Source organism: Streptomyces sp. NBC_00388, from assembly GCF_036061255.1.
Taxonomy (GTDB): domain Bacteria; phylum Actinomycetota; class Actinomycetes; order Streptomycetales; family Streptomycetaceae; genus Streptomyces.
The window spans coordinates 5,588,389-5,605,101 of sequence record NZ_CP107948.1 but is presented as its reverse complement, the minus strand read 5'-3'; the positions used below and the strand labels follow the sequence as shown (position 1 = coordinate 5,605,101).

Here is a 16,713-nt window from a genome sequence, read left to right as displayed (position 1 = left end):
GCCGGGAGCAGCGGCCGGGGCCCGCCGCCGGGGGCGGGGAAACCAGGGGTGAGGGCCGGCCCGGCCCGCCCTCCCGCCCCGGCCCCTCACCCCCGCAGCCCGGCCTCCAGCCGGCCGGCGAGGCCGGCCGCCGCCTCCGCGGGGAGCGGCTCCCCGTCCTGTCCCGTCACGTAAAAGGCGTCCACCGCGTTGGCACCCCGGGTGGAGACGTGCGCGCTGCGCACCGTGACCCCGGCCGTCTCCAGGGCGCGGCCGATCCGGTACAGCAGGCCCGGTGCGTCCTGGGCCCTGACCTCGATCACCGTGGCCAGCCGGGAGCCCGTGGCGACCGCCTTCACCCGTGGCGGCGGCGCCTGGATACCGCGGCGGCGCGGGTAGGCCGCCTCCCGTTCCGCCAGTCTGGCCCCGATGTCCAGTGAGCCGTCCAGTGCCCGTACGAGGTCCGTACGCAGCCTCGCCGCCTGCGGGAGTGATCCGTACTCGGCTGCGACCCGCCAGGTCAGCAGCAGCACGGTCTGCTGACGGCCCAGCTCGGTGGGCAGCGCGACGGCGCGCAGGTCGGCCGCGCGTACGGTCAGCCGGTGCAGCGCGAGGACGCCGGCGACCGCGGGCAGGACGCCGGGCCGGTCGCGGAGGGCGATGAGGAGCTCCACGCCCACCGGTTCCGGGGCGCCGTCGTCCGGCGGCTCCTCCGTCCTGGCGTGCAGTGACAGGACCGGCCCGCCGGTGCGCAGCGCCTCGACGGCCAGCCGCTCGTGTTCGGCGCCCGGTGCGCCGGGCTCCGGCTCGTCGGGCACCTCGCCCGCCAGGACGGCGGCGACCCGCGCCACCAGGTCGTCCACGAGCGACGCGCGCCAGGACGACCAGGCCGCGGGGCCGGTCGCCAGTGCGTCGGCCTCGGTCAGCGCGTGCAGCAGCTCCAGGGTGGCGGTGGTCCCGACCGCTCCGGCGACCGCACTCACCGTCGCCGGGTCGTCCAGGTCGCGCCGGGTCGCCGTCTCGACGAGCAGCAGATGGTGGCGTACGAGTACGGCGAGCACCTCGGCGTCCGCGTGGCCGAAGCCGATCCGGGTGGCGACGTCCCGTGCGATGACCTCGCCCGCCACCGAGTGGTCACCTGGCCAGCCCTTGCCGATGTCGTGCAGCAGGGCCGCGACGAGCAGCAGGTCGGGGCGGTCCACCCGGCGGGTCAGGGACGCGGCCCGTACGGCGGTCTCGACGAGGTGCCGGTCGACGGTCCAGGTGTGCACGGGGTTGCGCTGGGGCCTGCACCGCACCCGCTCCCAGTCCGGCAGCAGCGCGGTGATCAGCCCCTCCGCCTCCAGTGCCTCCCAGACCGGCACCGTGGACTCACCCGCGCCGAGCAAGGTGACCAGCTGTTCGCGCGCCTCGGCGGGCCAGGGCACCGGAAGCGGGCGTGCGCCGCCCGCGAGCCGGCGCACGGCGTGCAGGGAGATGGGCAGCCCGGCCTGCGCCGCAGCGGCGGCCGCCCGCAACGCCAGCACGGGGTCGCGCTCGGGGCGGGCGGTCCTGGCCAGCACCACCTCGCCCTCCAGCTCGACCACGCCCTCCGCGAGCGGGGTGCGCTCGGCGGCTGCGGTCCTGCCGCCACCGAGCAGGGCGCGCAGCCGGGGGCGAACGGAACGCGCGCGCAGCACCCGGTTGACCTCGCGCCAGGTGACGTCCCCCGCGTACGAGATGGTGCGGGCGGCCTCGTACACGTCGCGCAGCAGCACATCGGCGTCCAGGAGGCCGAGTTCGGCGGCGACCTGGTCCTGTTCCTGCAGGGCGAGCCGGTCGGTGGCGCGCCCGGTGACCAGGTGCAGCGCGTCGCGTGCGTCGAGGAGCCGGCGGCGGGCTCCGTCGAGCCCTTCCCGGGGGGCGTCGGCCAGCCAGGACGCGGCGACGGCCCGCAGCGCCGTGGCGTCCCGCAGCCCGCCCCTGGCCTCCTTGAGGTCGGGTTCGAGGAGGAACTGCAGCTCGCCCTGGCGCTCGGCGCGCTCCTGGCACAGCTCGTACAGCTCGGGGAGCCGCTTCGGCGCCTGGTTGCGCCAGCCGGCCAGCACGGCCGTGCGCAGCCCGGTGGTCATCCCGAGGTCGCCCGCGACATGGCGGGCGTCCAGCAGCCCCAGCTGGACCTTGAGGTCCTCGCCCGCGGTGCCGAGCGCCTCGGCGGGCGTCCGCACCGAGTGGTCGAGGGCGAGCCCCAGGTCCCACACCGGGTACCAGATCCGGTCGGCGAGTGCGGCGATCGCCCCCGGGGCCGCCTTCCCGTCGTGCAGCAGGAGCAGGTCCAGGTCGCTGCGGGGTGACAGCTCGCCGCGGCCGTATCCGCCGACGGCCACCAGCGCGGCGCCGCGCACCCCGGCGGCCTCTGCCGCCGGGGTGAAAAGCGCGCTCGTCCACTCGTCCGTCAGCCGGGCGAGGGCCTTGCGGCGCGGCGGCCCGGGCTGCGCCTTCTCCTGGAGGAGGCGCAGCCGGGCCGCCGCGTAACCGCTGGGTCCGGGCTCGTCCGTCTGACCGGTCATCTCGTCGGCACTCGTCACCCGGCAGTTCCTGTCTCTCGTCGTTCAGAGCGCGTCAGGGCCGCGTTCGCCGGTCCTGACCCGGATCGCTGTCTCGACCGGGACGCTCCAGACCTTGCCGTCACCGATCTTGCCGGTCCTGGCGGCTTTCACCACCACGTCGATGAGCTGTTCGGCGTCCGCGTCCTCGGCCAGGACCTCGATGCGGATCTTGGGCACCAGGTCCACGGTGTACTCGGCGCCGCGGTAGACCTCGGTGTGACCGCGCTGGCGGCCGTAGCCGCTGGCCTCGGTGACCGTGAGTCCCTGGACGCCGAAGGCCTGCAGGGCCTCCTTGATCTCGTCGAGCCGGTGGGGCTTCACGACCGCGGTGATGAGCTTCATACGTCCACCTTCTTGTTCACGGGGCCCGCCACCGCGGCGGAGGCGGGCGGTGCGGTACGCGAGCCGCCGCCCGCTCCGCTGTAGTCGTATGCCGTCTCGGCGTGTTCGTCCTGGTCGATACCGGCGACCTCGGTGTCCTCGGTGACCCGCATCCCCATGGCCTTGTCGATCAGGAAGGCGAGGACGGCCGAGGCGACGAGTGAGTAGCCGAGGACGGAGAAGACCCCGATGGCCTGGATGCCGAGCTGGTGGAAGCCGCCGCCGTAGAAGACGCCCGCCACGTCGGACTGCACCCCGCCGGTGGCGAAGAAGCCGATGAGCAGGGAGCCGGCGACCCCGCCGACCATGTGGACGCCGACGACATCGAGCGAGTCGTCGAAGCCGAAGCGGTACTTGAGGCCGACGGCCATGGCGCACAGCACACCGGCGATGGCACCGATCGCGATGGCCCCGAGCGGGCTGACCGCGCCGCCGGACGGGGTGATGGCGACCAGCCCGGCGACCGCGCCGGACGCCGCGCCGAGTGTGGTGAAGGAGCCGTGGCGGAACTTCTCGTAGGCGAGCCAGGCCAGCATCGCGGCAGCGGTGGCGACCTGGGTGTTGACGAACATCACCGCGCCGACGCCGTCGTCGTTGCCCAGCCACGATCCGGCGTTGAAGCCGAACCAGCCGAACCACAGGAGGGCGGCGCCGAGCATCACCAGCGGGAGGCTGTGCGGGCGCATCGGGTCCTTCTTGAAGCCGACGCGCTTGCCGATGACCAGGATGACGCCGAGGGCCGCGGCGCCGGCGTTGATGTGGACCGCCGTGCCGCCTGCGAAGTCGATGACGCCCTTCTTGAAGAGCCAGCCGTCGGACGCCCAGACCCAGTGCGCGACCGGGAAGTAGACGACCGTCACCCAGAGCACGATGAACAGCGACCACGCGGTGAACTTCACCCGGTCGGCCAGCGCACCGCTGATCAGTGCCGGGGTGATGATCGCGAACATCAGCTGGAAGACGGCGAAGACGTAGACCGGGATGGTGTAGCCCGGCCACAGCTCGGTCAGTCCGATGCCGCTGAGTCCGAAGTAGTCCTTGGACCAGCCGAAGAAACCGTTGCTCGATCCGAAGGCGATGCTGAATCCGTAGAGCACCCAGAGGATCGTGACGATCCCGAGGCTGATGAAACTCATCATCAGCATGTTCAGGGTGGATTTGACCCGGACCATGCCTCCGTAGAAGAAGGCCAGGCCGGGTGTCATGACCATCACCAGGGCGGAGCAGATGAGCATGAACCCGGTGTTGGCGGAAGACAGCTTCGGGGCTTCTGCAGCAAGGGTCATGATGCCTGAGGGCATCGGCGTCTCCTCGTCGTCGGTGCGGCCACCTGCGGGCGGGGTCTGTGGGGTACGGCGGTACAGCGGCCGGTCATGGCTCAGAGACTGGCGCCACGCCGTTTCCGCCGATGCCGTGCGATGTTTCGCCGCAGTGACGAAGAGGCGGTACGTGTTACACGCGGATGACGCGCTGCGGCCCGGGGGCCGGCTGCCCCGCGTCACCGTGCGGTCGAGAACCGGCCACGACGGCTGCCCCCTGTTGACCTGGCATGGGGGAGCCGAGTCGGGCATCACGGGGTGAGCCGTCGTGGCCGGGGCCTGGGGTCCTGCTGTGGTGCGGCGCCGCGTACCGCGTCAGACCGCTTCGGCGGTCTCGGGCAGCTGTACGGCGAGACGTTCGGTGAGGTCGATGACCTCCGGGACGTCGCCGAAGTTCCTGACCGCCGTGTCGACGGTCTTGCGGAGCCTGGTGTTGACGCGCTCGGAGCGGACCCGCGTGGCGATGTGCAGGGCCTGGGCGGCGAAGGAGGTGGACTGCTCCGGTTCCCGCTTCAGCAGGTGCACGGTGGCCATGCCGACCAGGTTCAGGGCGTACGAACGCTGGTGTTCCTCGTCCTTCTCGAAGAGCGAGACCGCGGTGTCGATGACCGGCTCGGCGAGCGAGGCGTAGGTGGGGCTGCGGCCCGCCACGTAGGCGAGGTCGCGGAACGAGTGGCCGTTCTCGCCGTTCAGCTCGGCCTCGGAGAAGAAGCGGATCCAGTCCGGCTCGGGCTCGCCGTCGACGCCCGCGTCGGAGAAGGTGTCCTCGGCCATCCGCACGGCTCGTTTGCACTTGCTCGGCTGGCCCATGTTGGCGTAGGCGCGCGCCTCCATCGCATACAGCATCGCCTGGGTGCGGGGGGTGGCGCACTCGCGGCTTCCGTACTGGGCGAGATGGACCAGTTCCAGGGCGTCGTCGGGACGGCCCAGATGGATCATCTGACGGCTCATCGAGGACAGGATGTACGAGCCGAGGGGCTTGTCGCCGGCCTCCTTGGCCGCGTGCAGGGCGAGCACGAAGTACTTCTGGGCCGTGGGCTGGAGGCCGACGTCGTAACTCATCCACCCGGCCAGCTCGGCCAGTTCGGCGGCGCACCGGAAGAGCCGCTTCGACGTGGTCCCCGGCTGCGGCTCCTGGAGCAGGTCCGTCACCTCGTGCAGCTGGCCGACGACCGCCTTGCGACGCAGCCCGCCGCCGCACTGGGCGTCCCACTGGCGGAACATCGCCGTGGTGGACTCCAGCAGTTCGAGTTCGGGTGCCGAGAGCCTGGAGGGGCGCCGCGCGTGGTCGGCGGGCAGCTCGGCCGCGGGCTCGCCCGCGGGGGTGGGCACCAGCCAGCGCTGCATCGGCTCGATGAGCGTCGGGCCTGCGGCCAGGGCGAGCGAGGAGCCGAGGAAGCCGCGCCGGGCGAGCATGAGGTCGCTGCGCGAGAACTCACTGAGCAGCGAGACCGTCTGCGGGCCCGCCCAGGGCATGTCGACGCCGGAGACCGAGGGCGACTGGTGCGCCGCGCGCAACCCCAGGTCCTCGATGGCGACGACGCTGCCGAAACGCTCGGAGAAGAGCTCGGAGAGGATGCGCGGGATCGGCTCGCGCGGCTGCTCTCCGTCGAGCCAGCGCCGCACGCGTGAGGTGTCGGTGCTGATGTGGTGGGCGCCCATCTGCCGGGCCCTGCGGTTGACCTGGCGTGCCAGCTCGCCCTTGGACCAGCCGCTGCGTACGAACCACGAGCCGAGCCGCTCGTTCGGGCGCTTGCCGGCACTCGTCTCGCCGTCGCCACTGCCGCCCACTGGAACGCCCCCATCCCGCCGAAGCCTGATTACGCCAACCCATATCAGAATGCCGTGAGTTGAGGTTCGCTGTCCGGCGCTTGCGGCCCGTCGAACAGAAAACCGGCTTGCCTCCGGCATACCCGTGAGTGCATCCGACCCGAGGGTTCATGCACCGAAAGTAATCCTACGATCACGCGCCCGGCGAGGGCGATCCCGGAAACGCCACCATTCGCCACCCCTACGGATGAACGCGCCTGCCGCCAGGCGCGATTCACTTGACACCCGACGATCAGGTTCGGGTGGAGCGATGCACGCCGGGGCGCGCGAGCCGCGCCGCGCCACCCCCAACGTCCCCCCACGCCTCCCCGACCAGGGTGTTTGCGACACAGGGTGACGGAGAGACTCCAGGTCGTAACCACCGGCGCGCACGACCCGTTGGAGGGGGCATGGGCTTCACTATCGGCGGCATCCGGGACATCCGCTCCGGCACCCGGCGTCGCGGCCGCACATCGGAGTGCACGACGGTGGCCGAGTTCACCGGGCTCTGGGGCTGGGACGTGGTCCCGGGCGCACGCGCGGCGGCGGGCAACTGCTCCTGCGGCGAGGCCGGGTGCGCCTCACCGGGCGCACATCCACTCGGGTTCGCACCCGAGGTGCCCGCAGGCGCCACTCTCGGAGAGGCGTCCAGAGCCTGGTCCCTGACGCCGGGGGCCGCGGTGCTGCTGCCGGTGGGCCGCTGCTTCGACATCATCGATGTCGCCGAGCCCGCGGGGCGCACCGCCCTGATCCGGATGGAGCGGATGGGACTGCCGCTCGGCCCGGTGAGCGCCACACCGGACGGCCGGGCCCAGTTCTTCGTCGCCCCCGGGGCCGCCCGCGAACTCCCCGAGCTGCTCTACCGGATGGGCTGGGACGACGCGGACCTCGACCTGCACGGGATGGGCCCGGGTGAGCACATCACCGCCCCGCCGTCGAACCACGCGGGCCTGGGACCGGCCCGCTGGCTGCGCCCTCCGTCGCTGGAGACAGCCAGCCCGCCCCAGGCCCGGCTGCTGCTGGGCACCCTCGCGTACATCTGCCACCGCCACCTTCCGGCCTGACCCGCCCGGGGTGCGCCCGCACTCCCGTGCCGACCGGCGTCGGTACGGGACAGCGCGAAGGGCCCCGCCGCACCTGCACCGTGCGGCGGGGCCCTTCGCGCTTCTCCGGGTCCGGTGTGTCCCGGCTCCTGGTACCGCCCGCCGGATCAGCGGGCGGTACGGTTCACTCCCCGACCAGGGCGTCCACGAACGCCTCGGGCTCGAACGGCGCCAGGTCGTCCGGGCCCTCGCCGAGGCCCACCAGCTTGACCGGCACGCCCAGCTCGCGCTGGACAGCGATGACGATGCCGCCCTTGGCGGTGCCGTCCAGCTTGGTCAGCACGATGCCGGTGATGGACACCACCTCGGCGAAGACCCGCGCCTGCACCAGGCCGTTCTGCCCGGTCGTGGCGTCCAGGACGAGCAGCACCTCGTCCATCGGCCCGTGCTTCTCCACGACCCGCTTGACCTTGCCGAGCTCGTCCATCAGGCCGGTCTTGGTGTGCAGCCGTCCGGCCGTGTCGATGAGGACGACGTCGGCGCCCTCCTTGATGCCTTCCTTCACCGCGTCGAAGGCGATCGACGCGGGGTCGCCGCCCTCGGGACCGCGCACCGTGCGGGCGCCGACCCGTTCGCCCCAGGTCTGGAGCTGGTCGGCGGCGGCGGCACGGAAGGTGTCGGCCGCGCCGAGCACCACGCTGCGGCCGTCGGCCACCAGGACGCGGGCGAGCTTTCCCGTGGTGGTGGTCTTGCCGGTGCCGTTGACTCCGACGACCATGACGACACCCGGGGTCTCCAGGCCGCCCTCGGTCCTGACCTCACGGTCGAACTCCGTACCGACCAGGTGCAGCAGCTCCTCGCGCAGCAGCGCGCGCAGATCCTGCGGTGTACGGGTGCCGAGCACCCTGACCCGCTCACGCAGGCGCTCGACCAGCTCCTGGGTGGGCGCGACCCCGACATCGGCCGTGAGCAGGGTGTCCTCGATCTCCTCCCAGGTCTCCTCGTCGAGGTTGTCCCGGGACAGCAGGGTGAGCAGTCCCTTGCCGAGCGAGTTCTGCGAGCGGGCGAGCCGGGTGCGCAGCCGTACCAGGCGCCCCTCGGTCGGTTCCGGGATCTCGATCTGCGGGGCGACGGGCTCCGCGACGACCGGGTCCTCGACGGCGACAGGGGCTCCCGCCGCCTCGTCGGCCGGCGGGAGGTCAACCTCCTCGATGGTGCGGCGCGACTCGTCGCGCGGTGGGGCAGCGTCCTCGCCGACCTGGGGTTCGGCGGGCGGCGCTGTGATGGTCGGCGCACTCGGCGGTGCCGTGGGCAGCTGCTTCTTCTTGCGGCTGCTGACCACGAGCCCGCTGATCGCGCCGACAGCGACCAGGGCGATGACTACGGCAAGGATGACGATTTCCATAACCCACCCAGTATCAGTCACGGCTCGGCGATCGGTCACAGCCCGGCCGGACGCACCTTCGTGGGATCGCACAAGGGACTAAATCCTCTATTTGAAATTTTCCCGGCGGCCCTACCATGATGTCGCTATCTACGCGCGTCACATTCTTCTCCCCCCTCGTCCCCAACTCCCCTCACACGTGCACGGAGTACCCCATGCCACACGCCTCCGACGTCGAAGGCGCGGTGGAGACCCGCGGTCTCGAACCCGTCCCGGACAATGAACGCAAAGGCCGTGTCCGCGACCTGATCCCGACCTGGGTCGCCGCCAACATCAGTGTGCTGCTGCTCGCGATGGGCGCGAGTCTGGTCGTCGCCGACAAGCTCAACTTCTGGCAGGCGCTGATCGCCGCCTTCGTGGCCCCGGTCATCAGTTACGGGCTGGTCGGGTTCATCAGCATCGCGGGCAAGCGCGGCGGCGCTCCCGGCATGGCCCTGTCCCGCGCGGTCTTCGGCCAGCGCGGCAACCTGCTGCCCGGATCGCTCATCTGGATCGCCCGCTGGGGCTGGGAGACGATCAACGCGGTGACCGGTGCGTACGCGCTGCTCACCGTGCTGGACATCTGCTTCGGCATCCACAGCAGCACCCCGCTGATCGTCGTGACCCTGCTGCTGTTCGTCGCCGCGACCTTCCTGATCTCGGGTCTCGGCATCAACGCCCTGCACCTGTGCAACAAGTGGTCCACGTACCTCTTCGGGATCTTCTCCGTGCTGGTGCTGGTCTATCTGATCGCCGACACCGACTGGTCGGCCGTCTTCGCCAAGCCGGCCGGTACCACCGCGTCCCTGATCGCGGGCATAGGCCTGATCGCGGCGGGCGGCCTGAGCTGGGTCCCGTCCGGGCCCGACTTCGCGCGGTACCTGCCGCGGCGCTCCTCCGGCGGCGGCATGATCGGCGCCTCGATCGGCGGCGCGGGCATCGTCGTCCTGCCGATGGTGCTGATGGGCGCCGTGATGGCGGTCTCCACCCCTGACCTCGCGAACGCATCCGACCCGGTCTCCTTCCTGGGCAAGGTCCTGCCGATGTGGATCGCGGTGCCGTATCTGCTGATCGCGGTGGTCGGTATGGTGCTGATCAACGCGATGTCGATGTACTCGGCTGGCTTCACGGCGCTGACGCTGGGCATCAAGGTGCAGCGCGCCTGGGCGGTCTCGGTGAACGCCGTGATCAGCGTGGTGCTCGGACTGGTCCTGATGCTGGCCGCGACGAGCTTCCTCGGCTCCTTCGTCGCGTTCCTGTCCCTGCTGGCCGTGGCCTTCTCCGCCTGGATCGGGGTCTTCGGCGCCGACATGCTGCTCGGCCGCAGCTACGACCCGGCAGCCCTGATGAACACCACCAGGACCAGCGCCTACTGGTACCGCGGCGGTTTCAGCCCCGCCGCCGTCGTCGCGTGGCTCGCCGCGCTGATCACCGGAATGCTGTTCACCACGGCGGGCACGGCCGGCTCCGCCTGGTTCAGCGGTCCGTTCGCGGACAGCTGGCTCGGCCGCAACGGCCTCGGCTGGGTGGTCACCATCCTGGTCTCCGGCCTGCTCTACGCCGTACTGCCGAAGCCGGAGGCGCGGACCGGCACGCAGGGCCCGGACTCGGACCGGGAGCCCGCGACCCTACCTATCTGACGCTACGTCAGCTACTGTCCCCCTTCGCCGGCCCCGACCCGGCGGAGGGGGATTTTCGCGTCACGGCCTTCAGCGTCGTCAGGCTCAACCTCGTCGATCCGCGGGCGACCCCCGATTCGCTCTCCGCGCGCTACCGCACCGCCCTGGAGATGGCCGCGTACGCCGACGACCGCGGTGTCGACACCGTGCAGACCGAGGAGCACCACGGCACCGGCAACAACTGGCTGCCCTCCCCCTTCGTCTTCGCGGGCTCCTTGCTCGGGGCGACCCGCAGGATCGCGGTCACCGTCTCCGCGATCATCGGCCCGCTCTACGACCCGCTGCGCCTGGCGGAGGACATCGCCGTCCTCGACCTGATCGGCGCGGGGCGGCTGGCCACGGTGGCGGGCATCGGCTACCGGCCCGAGGAGTACGCGCGGCAGGGCGTCGAATGGGGCCGGCGCGGCAGGCTCCAGGACGAGCTGCTCGAAACCCTGTTGTCCGCGTGGACCGGTGAGCCGTTCGCGTACCGCGGGCGTACGGTCCGGGTCACCCCGGCCCCGTACACGCGGCCCCACCCGTTGCTGATCGTCGGCGGCTCCTCGCGGGCGGCGGCCCGCCGGGCGGCGCGGCTGGGGCTGCCGCTGTTCCCGAGCGCGCATCTGCCGGAGCTGGAGGCGTACTACCACCAGCAGCGCGCGGAACACGGGACCGAGGGTTTCTGCATGATGCCGGAGGCCGAGACCCCCCTGCTGCACATCGCCGAGGACCCCGACCGGGCGTGGGCCGAGTACGGCACGCACTTCCTGCACGAGGCCCGCACCTACTCCTCCTGGCAGTCCCCGGACATCCGCTCCGCCGTCCGGTCGGCGGCGGAGACGGTCGGGGAGCTGCGCGCGGAGGGTGTCTACCGGATCGTCACACCGGACGCGTGCGTGGCCCTGGCCGGGGGCGGCGCCGGGAGCCTCGTCCTGCATCCGCTGTGCGGCGGGATACCGGTGGACGAGGGCTGGCGCAGCCTGCAGCTCTTCGCCGAACGGGTGCTGCCCCGCCTCAAGAGCTGAGCGCGGGCCGTACCGGGGCGGCCCTCAGCCCATCTCCTCCAGCGTCTTGCCCTTGGTCTCCTTCACGAAGAGCAGCACGAAGGGGATGGAGAGCACGGCGAAGCAGGTGTAAATGACGTACGTCGCCGAGAGGTTCCAGTCCGAGAGGCTCGGGAAGCTGGCCGTGATCGCCCAGTTGGCGATCCACTGGGCCGACGCGGCCACCCCGAGCGCGGCGGCACGGATCTTGTTCGGGAACATCTCACCGAGGAAGACCCAGACGACGACACCCCACGACATCGCGAAGAAGAACACGAACCAGTGGGCGGCGACGAGCGCCACCCAGCCCTGGAGGGTCGGCAGCTTGCCGCCGACGAGGTGGTACGAGAACGCCCAGGCTTCCAGCGCGAGCCCGATGACCATGCCCACGGAACCGATCAGCACCAGCGGCCGGCGGCCGATCCGGTCGACGAGGACCATGGCGACGACGGTGCCGATGATGTTGATGATGGACGTGGTGAACGAGTAGAGGAACGAGGTCGACGGGTCGATGCCCACCGACTGCCACAGGGTCGCGGAGTAGTAGAAGGCGACGTTGATGCCGACCAGTTGCTGGAAGGCCGAGAGGCCGATACCGATCCAGACGATGCGTTTGAAGTAGAAGCCGCCGCCCAGCAGGTCCTTGAACGTCGACTTGTGCTCGCGCTTCATGGCGAGCTGGATCTCCCCCACCCGGGCGTCGAGATCGATGTGCTCGCCCTCCACCTCGGCCAGCACCTTCCTGGCCCGTTCCACCTTGCCCGCCGAGATCAGATAGCGCGGCGACTCGGGGATCGCGAAGGAGAGGAGACCGTAGATGACCGCCGGGATCACCATGACACCGAGCATGAGCTGCCAGGCCTCGACGCCCAGGAGCTTCCCGCGCTGATTGCCGTTCGCGGTCTGGAGAATGCCGTAGTTGACGAGCTGCGAGATGGCGATACCGATGACGATCGCCGCCTGCTGGAAGGACCCGAGCCGGCCGCGGTACGCGGGCGGGGAGACCTCGGCGATGTAGGCAGGCCCGATGACCGAGGCCATCCCGATGCCGAAACCGCCGATGATGCGCCAGAGGGCCAGGTCCCACAGGGCGAAGGGAAGTGCGGAACCCACGGCGCTGATGGTGAACAGCACGGCCGCGATCTGCATGCAGCGGATACGCCCGATGCGGTCGGCGATACGGCCCGCTGTCGCCGCGCCGATCGCACAGCCGATCAGGGCGACGGCGATGACCTGGGCGAGCGTCGCCGAACCGACGTCGTACTTACCGCGGATCCCCTCGACGGCCCCGTTGATCACCGAGCTGTCGTAGCCGAACAGGAATCCGCCCATCGCGGCCGCCGCCGTGATGAAGACGACGTGGGCGAGATGCTCCGGGGCAGCGGGGCTGCCTCCGGCCTGCGGTGTGTTCGCCGTGCTGGTCACATGAGCTCCTCGGGCCCGTCCGCGATGAGGGCCATGGGGGTACGAGCCCCTCCAGTTGCGCACAGCTTCCGTGCGGGCACCACTTGGGGAGTACTCCGCCTGAGGGGTACTCAGACCCGCCCTGCGCGGTTCAGCGCAGGCGCTGGCTGATCACCTTGGAGACCCCGTCGCCCTGCATGGAGACGCCGTAGAGGGCGTCGGCGACCTCCATCGTCCGCTTCTGGTGGGTGATCACGATGAGCTGGGAGCTCTCCTGGAGCTCCTCCATGATCCGGATCAGCCGCTGCAGGTTGGTGTCGTCCAGCGCGGCCTCCACCTCGTCCATCACATAGAAGGGACTGGGCCTGGCCTTGAAGATCGACACCAGCAGGGCCACCGCGGTCAGCGACCGCTCCCCGCCGGAGAGCAGGGAGAGACGCTTGACCTTCTTGCCCGGCGGCCGGGCCTCCACATCCACTCCGGTGGTCAGCATGTTGCCGGGGTCGGTGAGGACCAGCCGTCCGTCGCCGCCGGGAAAGAGCCGCGCGAAGACCCCCTCGAACTCCCGTGCCGTGTCCCGGTACGCCTCGGTGAAGACCTGCTCGACGCGTTCGTCGACCTCCTTGACCACCAGCAGGAGGTCGGCCCGCGTCTTCTTGAGGTCCTCCAGCTGCTCGGAGAGGAACTTGTGCCGCTCCTCCAGCGCGGAGAACTCCTCAAGGGCGAGCGGATTCACCTTCCCGAGTTGCTGGTACGCCCGTTCGGCCGACCTGAGCCGCTTCTCCTGCCCGGCCCTGTCGAACGGGACCGGCTGATTCCGCGGATGGTCCGGATCACCGGGCAGCTCCTCCCCATCGGCCGCCGGGGACGGCGGCACCGGCTGGTCCGGGCCGTAGTCGGCCACCAGCCCTGCGGGCTCCACACCCAGCTCCTCCAGCGCCCTGGTCTCCAGCTGCTCGATCCGCATCCGCTTCTCGGCCCCGAGCACCTCGCCCCGGTGCACCGAGTCGGTGAGCCGGTCGAGTTCGGCCTTGAGCTCGCGGCCCCGGTTCCGCTCGGCGGCCAGCTCCTGCTCGCGCCCGGCTTTCGCCGCATCGGCGGCGGCCCGCTCCTGCTCGGCACGGACCAGGGACACCTCCACACGGGCGAGCAGCTGACGTGCCCCGTCCGCGACCGCCGAAGCGACAGCGGCCTCGTGGCGCAGCCGGGCGCGGCGCTGCTCGGCGCGCGCCCGGGCCTCGCGCTCGGCGCGCGCTCCCCGGTCGAGTGCTTCGGCCCGCCCAGCGAGCCCCTTGACCCTCTCCTCATGGGTACGGGCCTGGAGCCTGGCCTCCATCTCGGTCTGCCGGGCGTTGGCCCCGTCGGCGGCGAGCCGGTCCCGTACCGACGTGTCCGGCTCCTCCTCCATGGGGGCCTCCTCGGCCACCAGCAGCCGCTCGGCCAGCTCGCCGGCCTCGGCGGTCGCACGCTCCAGGGCCTCCTGCGCCTTGGCGGCGGCGGACGCCGAGCGCTCGGCCTCGCCCGCGGCGCCCCGCGCCTGGCCCGCGAGTCGCCCGAGCTGCTGGGCGACACCGGACTTCTGCCGGTCGGCGACGCGGCGCAGCTCCGCCAGCTCGTCGACGAGCGCAGCGCACTCCCCGCGCCGGACGGCCGCGGCGTGCTGCGCACCGGCCAGCTCCTCGCACCGTACGGCCAGCTCGTCCAGCCCGGCGGCGGCCTCGTCCACGGAGGCCTGGACCTCAAGGAGGCTGGGCGCACCGGCGGACCCGCCGTGTGCGAAATGTGCGCCCAGGACGTCGCCTTCGGCGGTCACCGCGGTGAGACCGGGCCGGCGGGCGATCAGCTCCTCGGCGTCTTCGAGCGTCCCGACGACCACGATGTCGCGCAACAGCAGGCGTACCGCGGGCAGCAGTCCGGCCGGGCCGCCGACGAGATCGACCGCGAGGGGTGCGGCGACAGCGACCGCCGCGTGGCCGGGGCCCTGCGCGGACCCGGCGTACGGAGACGAGCCGCCGCCGGCCCGGCCCCCCGGGATGGTCCCGGCGCCTTCGGCCTGCCGGGACTCCCACGGCTCCGGCTCCACCGCCGGGGCGCCGGCCGCCCCTCCCGGGCCCTGGGCGGGCGAGCGGACCTGGCCGGGCAGGCCGCCGGTGCCGGGCTCCCGCAGCGGTACGGGCGCTGTCCCGGGCAGCAGCGTCGCACGGCCCGCGTCCTGCTTGCGCAGCAGCCGGATCGCGTCGGCCGCCGTCGCCGTATCGCGCACCGCGAGAGCGTCGGCCGCCACCCCCAGCGCCGCGGCCACCGGGACCTCGTACCCGGCGGCCACCGTCAGGAGCTCGGCCACCGGCCCCAGCAGACCGGCCGGACGGTCGTCGGCTCCGAGCAGGGCGCCGGTGCCGTCCTTGCGGCGCAGGCCGAGCGCCAGCGCCTCGTGCCGGGCGGTCAGTGCGGCGCGCTCGCGCTCGGCCTCCGTGGCGGCCTCCCGGGCAGCGGTGAGTCCGGCCTCCGCCCCGGCCAGCGTGGCCTTCGCTGCGCTGTGCCGGCCTGCGAGCTCCTCGTCCCCGGCGTCGAGACCGTCGACCTCGGCCTTGAGCTGCTCGTACTCCTGCTGGGCGGCGGCGGCGCGCTCCTGCGCTCCGTCCCGCGCCTCGGCGAGCCGGTCGATTTCCGCCTGCGCCGAACCCGCCCTGCTGCGGGCCGCGTTGACCTGCCCGCTCAGCCGGGCGAGGCCTTCGCGCCGGTCGGCGATGGCGCGGGCTGCGTCCCTGAGCCCGCGCTCCTCGGCGGCCAGCTCCCGTTCCAGCTCGGCCCGGTGCGCCGACGTGTCCTCCAGCGCGCGCTCGGCGGACTCCAGTGCGGCCTCCAGCTCCGCCTCCTGCTCGCGGATCCTGGCGGCCTCGCGCTCCATGTCCTCGGGATCACGTCCCCTGCGCTCCTCGTCGGGGGCGGCGGACGCGCTCTTCACCCGCGCGTCGGCGAGCGAGGCCGTACCGCGGACCCGCTCGGCCAGCTGCGACAGCTCGTACCAGGTCTGCTGGGCGCGCTGGAGACGCGGTGCCAGCTGCCGCACCTCGTCCTCAAGCGCCGACTCGCGCGATGTCGCGGCCCTGAGCGCCGCCTCCGCCGTCTCCCGGCGCTCCTTCAGCGCGGCCTCGTCGGCGATCTCGGTCCGCAGCGCCCGGCGCATCGTCACCAGGTCGTCGGCGAGCAGCCGCAGCCGGGCGTCCCGGAGGTCCGCCTGGATGACGGCGGCACGGCGGGCGACCGCGGCCTGCCGTCCCAGAGGCTTCAGCTGGCGCCGCAGTTCGCCGGTGAGGTCCTGCACACGGGCGAGGTTGGCCTGCATCGCGTCCAGCTTCCGCAGCGCCTTCTCCTTGCGCTTGCGGTGCTTGAGCACCCCCGCGGCCTCCTCGATGAAGGCCCGGCGCCCCATCGGGTCCGCGTGCAGGACGGAGTCGAGCTGTCCCTGGCCGACGATGACGTGCATCTCCCGGCCGATCCCGGAGTCCGAGAGCAGTTCCTGGATGTCGAGGAGACGGCAGGTGTCGCCGTTGATCTGGTACTCGCTGCCGCCGTTGCGGAACATGATCCGGGTGAGGGTGACCTCCGCGTACTCGATGGGCAGCGCGCCGTCGGAGTTGTCGATGGTGAGGGAGACCTCGGCGCGGCCGAGCGGCGGCCGGCCGGTCGTCCCGGCGAAGATGACGTCCTCCATCTTGCCGCCGCGCAGCGACTTGGCCCCCTGCTCCCCCATCACCCAGGAGAGCGCGTCGACCACGTTGGACTTGCCGGATCCGTTGGGGCCCACGACACAGGTGATGCCCGGCTCGAACCGGAGGGTGGTCGCGGAGGCAAAGGATTTGAACCCGCGCAGGGTCATGGCCTTGAGGTGCACGCCGCCGGACTCTACCTTTCATGGCCGGTTTCACCCACGAAGGTGCAGGGCACATCAGACGGTAGTGAAGCACTCACGGCGGTGCGTGACCGGGGGAAAGCGGACAGAAAGAAGGGACGCCGAAGCGTCCCTTGCATATCCTTGCGCAGTGGATCTCAAGCGGCTGTACGG

At 71.9% G+C, this 16,713-nt stretch carries 10 protein-coding genes; 3 read left to right on the top strand and 7 right to left on the bottom strand.

Annotated features, from left to right (window positions below; all coding sequences use genetic code 11):
* Window positions 1-86: 86 nt before the first annotated feature.
* The 4 genes from OG917_RS25160 to nsdA form a co-directional block, all read right to left on the bottom strand.
* The gene (locus OG917_RS25160) at window positions 87-2,528 is read right to left on the bottom strand and encodes a [protein-PII] uridylyltransferase (protein ID WP_328322168.1); all 2,442 of its coding nucleotides are present in this window, start codon (window positions 2,526-2,528) and stop codon (window positions 87-89) included.
* 42 nt (window positions 2,529-2,570) lie between these two features.
* Window positions 2,571-2,909 carry a P-II family nitrogen regulator gene (locus OG917_RS25155; RefSeq protein ID WP_327295004.1) on the bottom strand — a complete coding sequence of 113 codons (339 nt, stop codon included), beginning with the start codon at window positions 2,907-2,909 and terminating at the stop codon, window positions 2,571-2,573.
* The gene (locus OG917_RS25150) at window positions 2,906-4,249 is read right to left on the bottom strand and encodes an ammonium transporter (RefSeq protein WP_328319871.1); all 1,344 of its coding nucleotides are present in this window, start codon (window positions 4,247-4,249) and stop codon (window positions 2,906-2,908) included. Before OG917_RS25150 ends, OG917_RS25155 begins: the two co-directional genes overlap by 4 nt.
* A gap of 333 nt (window positions 4,250-4,582) precedes the next feature.
* Window positions 4,583-6,058: a transcriptional repressor NsdA gene (nsdA, locus tag OG917_RS25145; RefSeq protein ID WP_328319870.1), complete on the bottom strand. Its 1,476-nt coding sequence runs from the start codon at window positions 6,056-6,058 to the stop codon at window positions 4,583-4,585.
* Window positions 6,059-6,486: 428 nt separating this feature from the next.
* Between nsdA and OG917_RS25140 the strand changes: the two genes are divergently transcribed.
* On the top strand, window positions 6,487-7,140 hold the full coding sequence (locus OG917_RS25140) for a bifunctional DNA primase/polymerase (protein ID WP_328319869.1): 654 nt from the start codon (window positions 6,487-6,489) through the stop codon (window positions 7,138-7,140).
* A gap of 163 nt (window positions 7,141-7,303) precedes the next feature.
* Here the strand turns inward: OG917_RS25140 and ftsY are convergent, their stop codons facing one another.
* Window positions 7,304-8,524 (bottom strand): signal recognition particle-docking protein FtsY, encoded by a 1,221-nt coding sequence (ftsY, locus tag OG917_RS25135; RefSeq protein WP_328319868.1) that lies wholly within the window; start codon window positions 8,522-8,524, stop codon window positions 7,304-7,306.
* 194 nt (window positions 8,525-8,718) lie between these two features.
* Between ftsY and OG917_RS25130 the strand changes: the two genes are divergently transcribed.
* Both OG917_RS25130 and OG917_RS25125 read left to right on the top strand, forming a co-directional pair.
* Entirely contained in the window at window positions 8,719-10,182 is a 1,464-nt protein-coding gene (locus tag OG917_RS25130; protein WP_328319867.1) for a purine-cytosine permease family protein, read from the top strand.
* A gap of 149 nt (window positions 10,183-10,331) precedes the next feature.
* Window positions 10,332-11,225 (top strand): LLM class flavin-dependent oxidoreductase, encoded by an 894-nt coding sequence (locus OG917_RS25125; protein ID WP_328319866.1) that lies wholly within the window; start codon window positions 10,332-10,334, stop codon window positions 11,223-11,225.
* 24 nt (window positions 11,226-11,249) lie between these two features.
* Here OG917_RS25125 and OG917_RS25120 read toward each other — a convergent pair whose 3' ends face one another.
* Both OG917_RS25120 and OG917_RS25115 read right to left on the bottom strand, forming a co-directional pair.
* Window positions 11,250-12,668, bottom strand: coding sequence for a sugar porter family MFS transporter (locus OG917_RS25120; protein WP_328319865.1), 1,419 nt, complete (start codon window positions 12,666-12,668; stop codon window positions 11,250-11,252).
* A gap of 130 nt (window positions 12,669-12,798) precedes the next feature.
* A complete protein-coding gene (locus OG917_RS25115) occupies window positions 12,799-16,542 on the bottom strand; it encodes an AAA family ATPase (protein WP_328319864.1) in 3,744 nt (1,247 codons plus the stop codon).
* Window positions 16,543-16,713 lie beyond the last annotated feature (171 nt).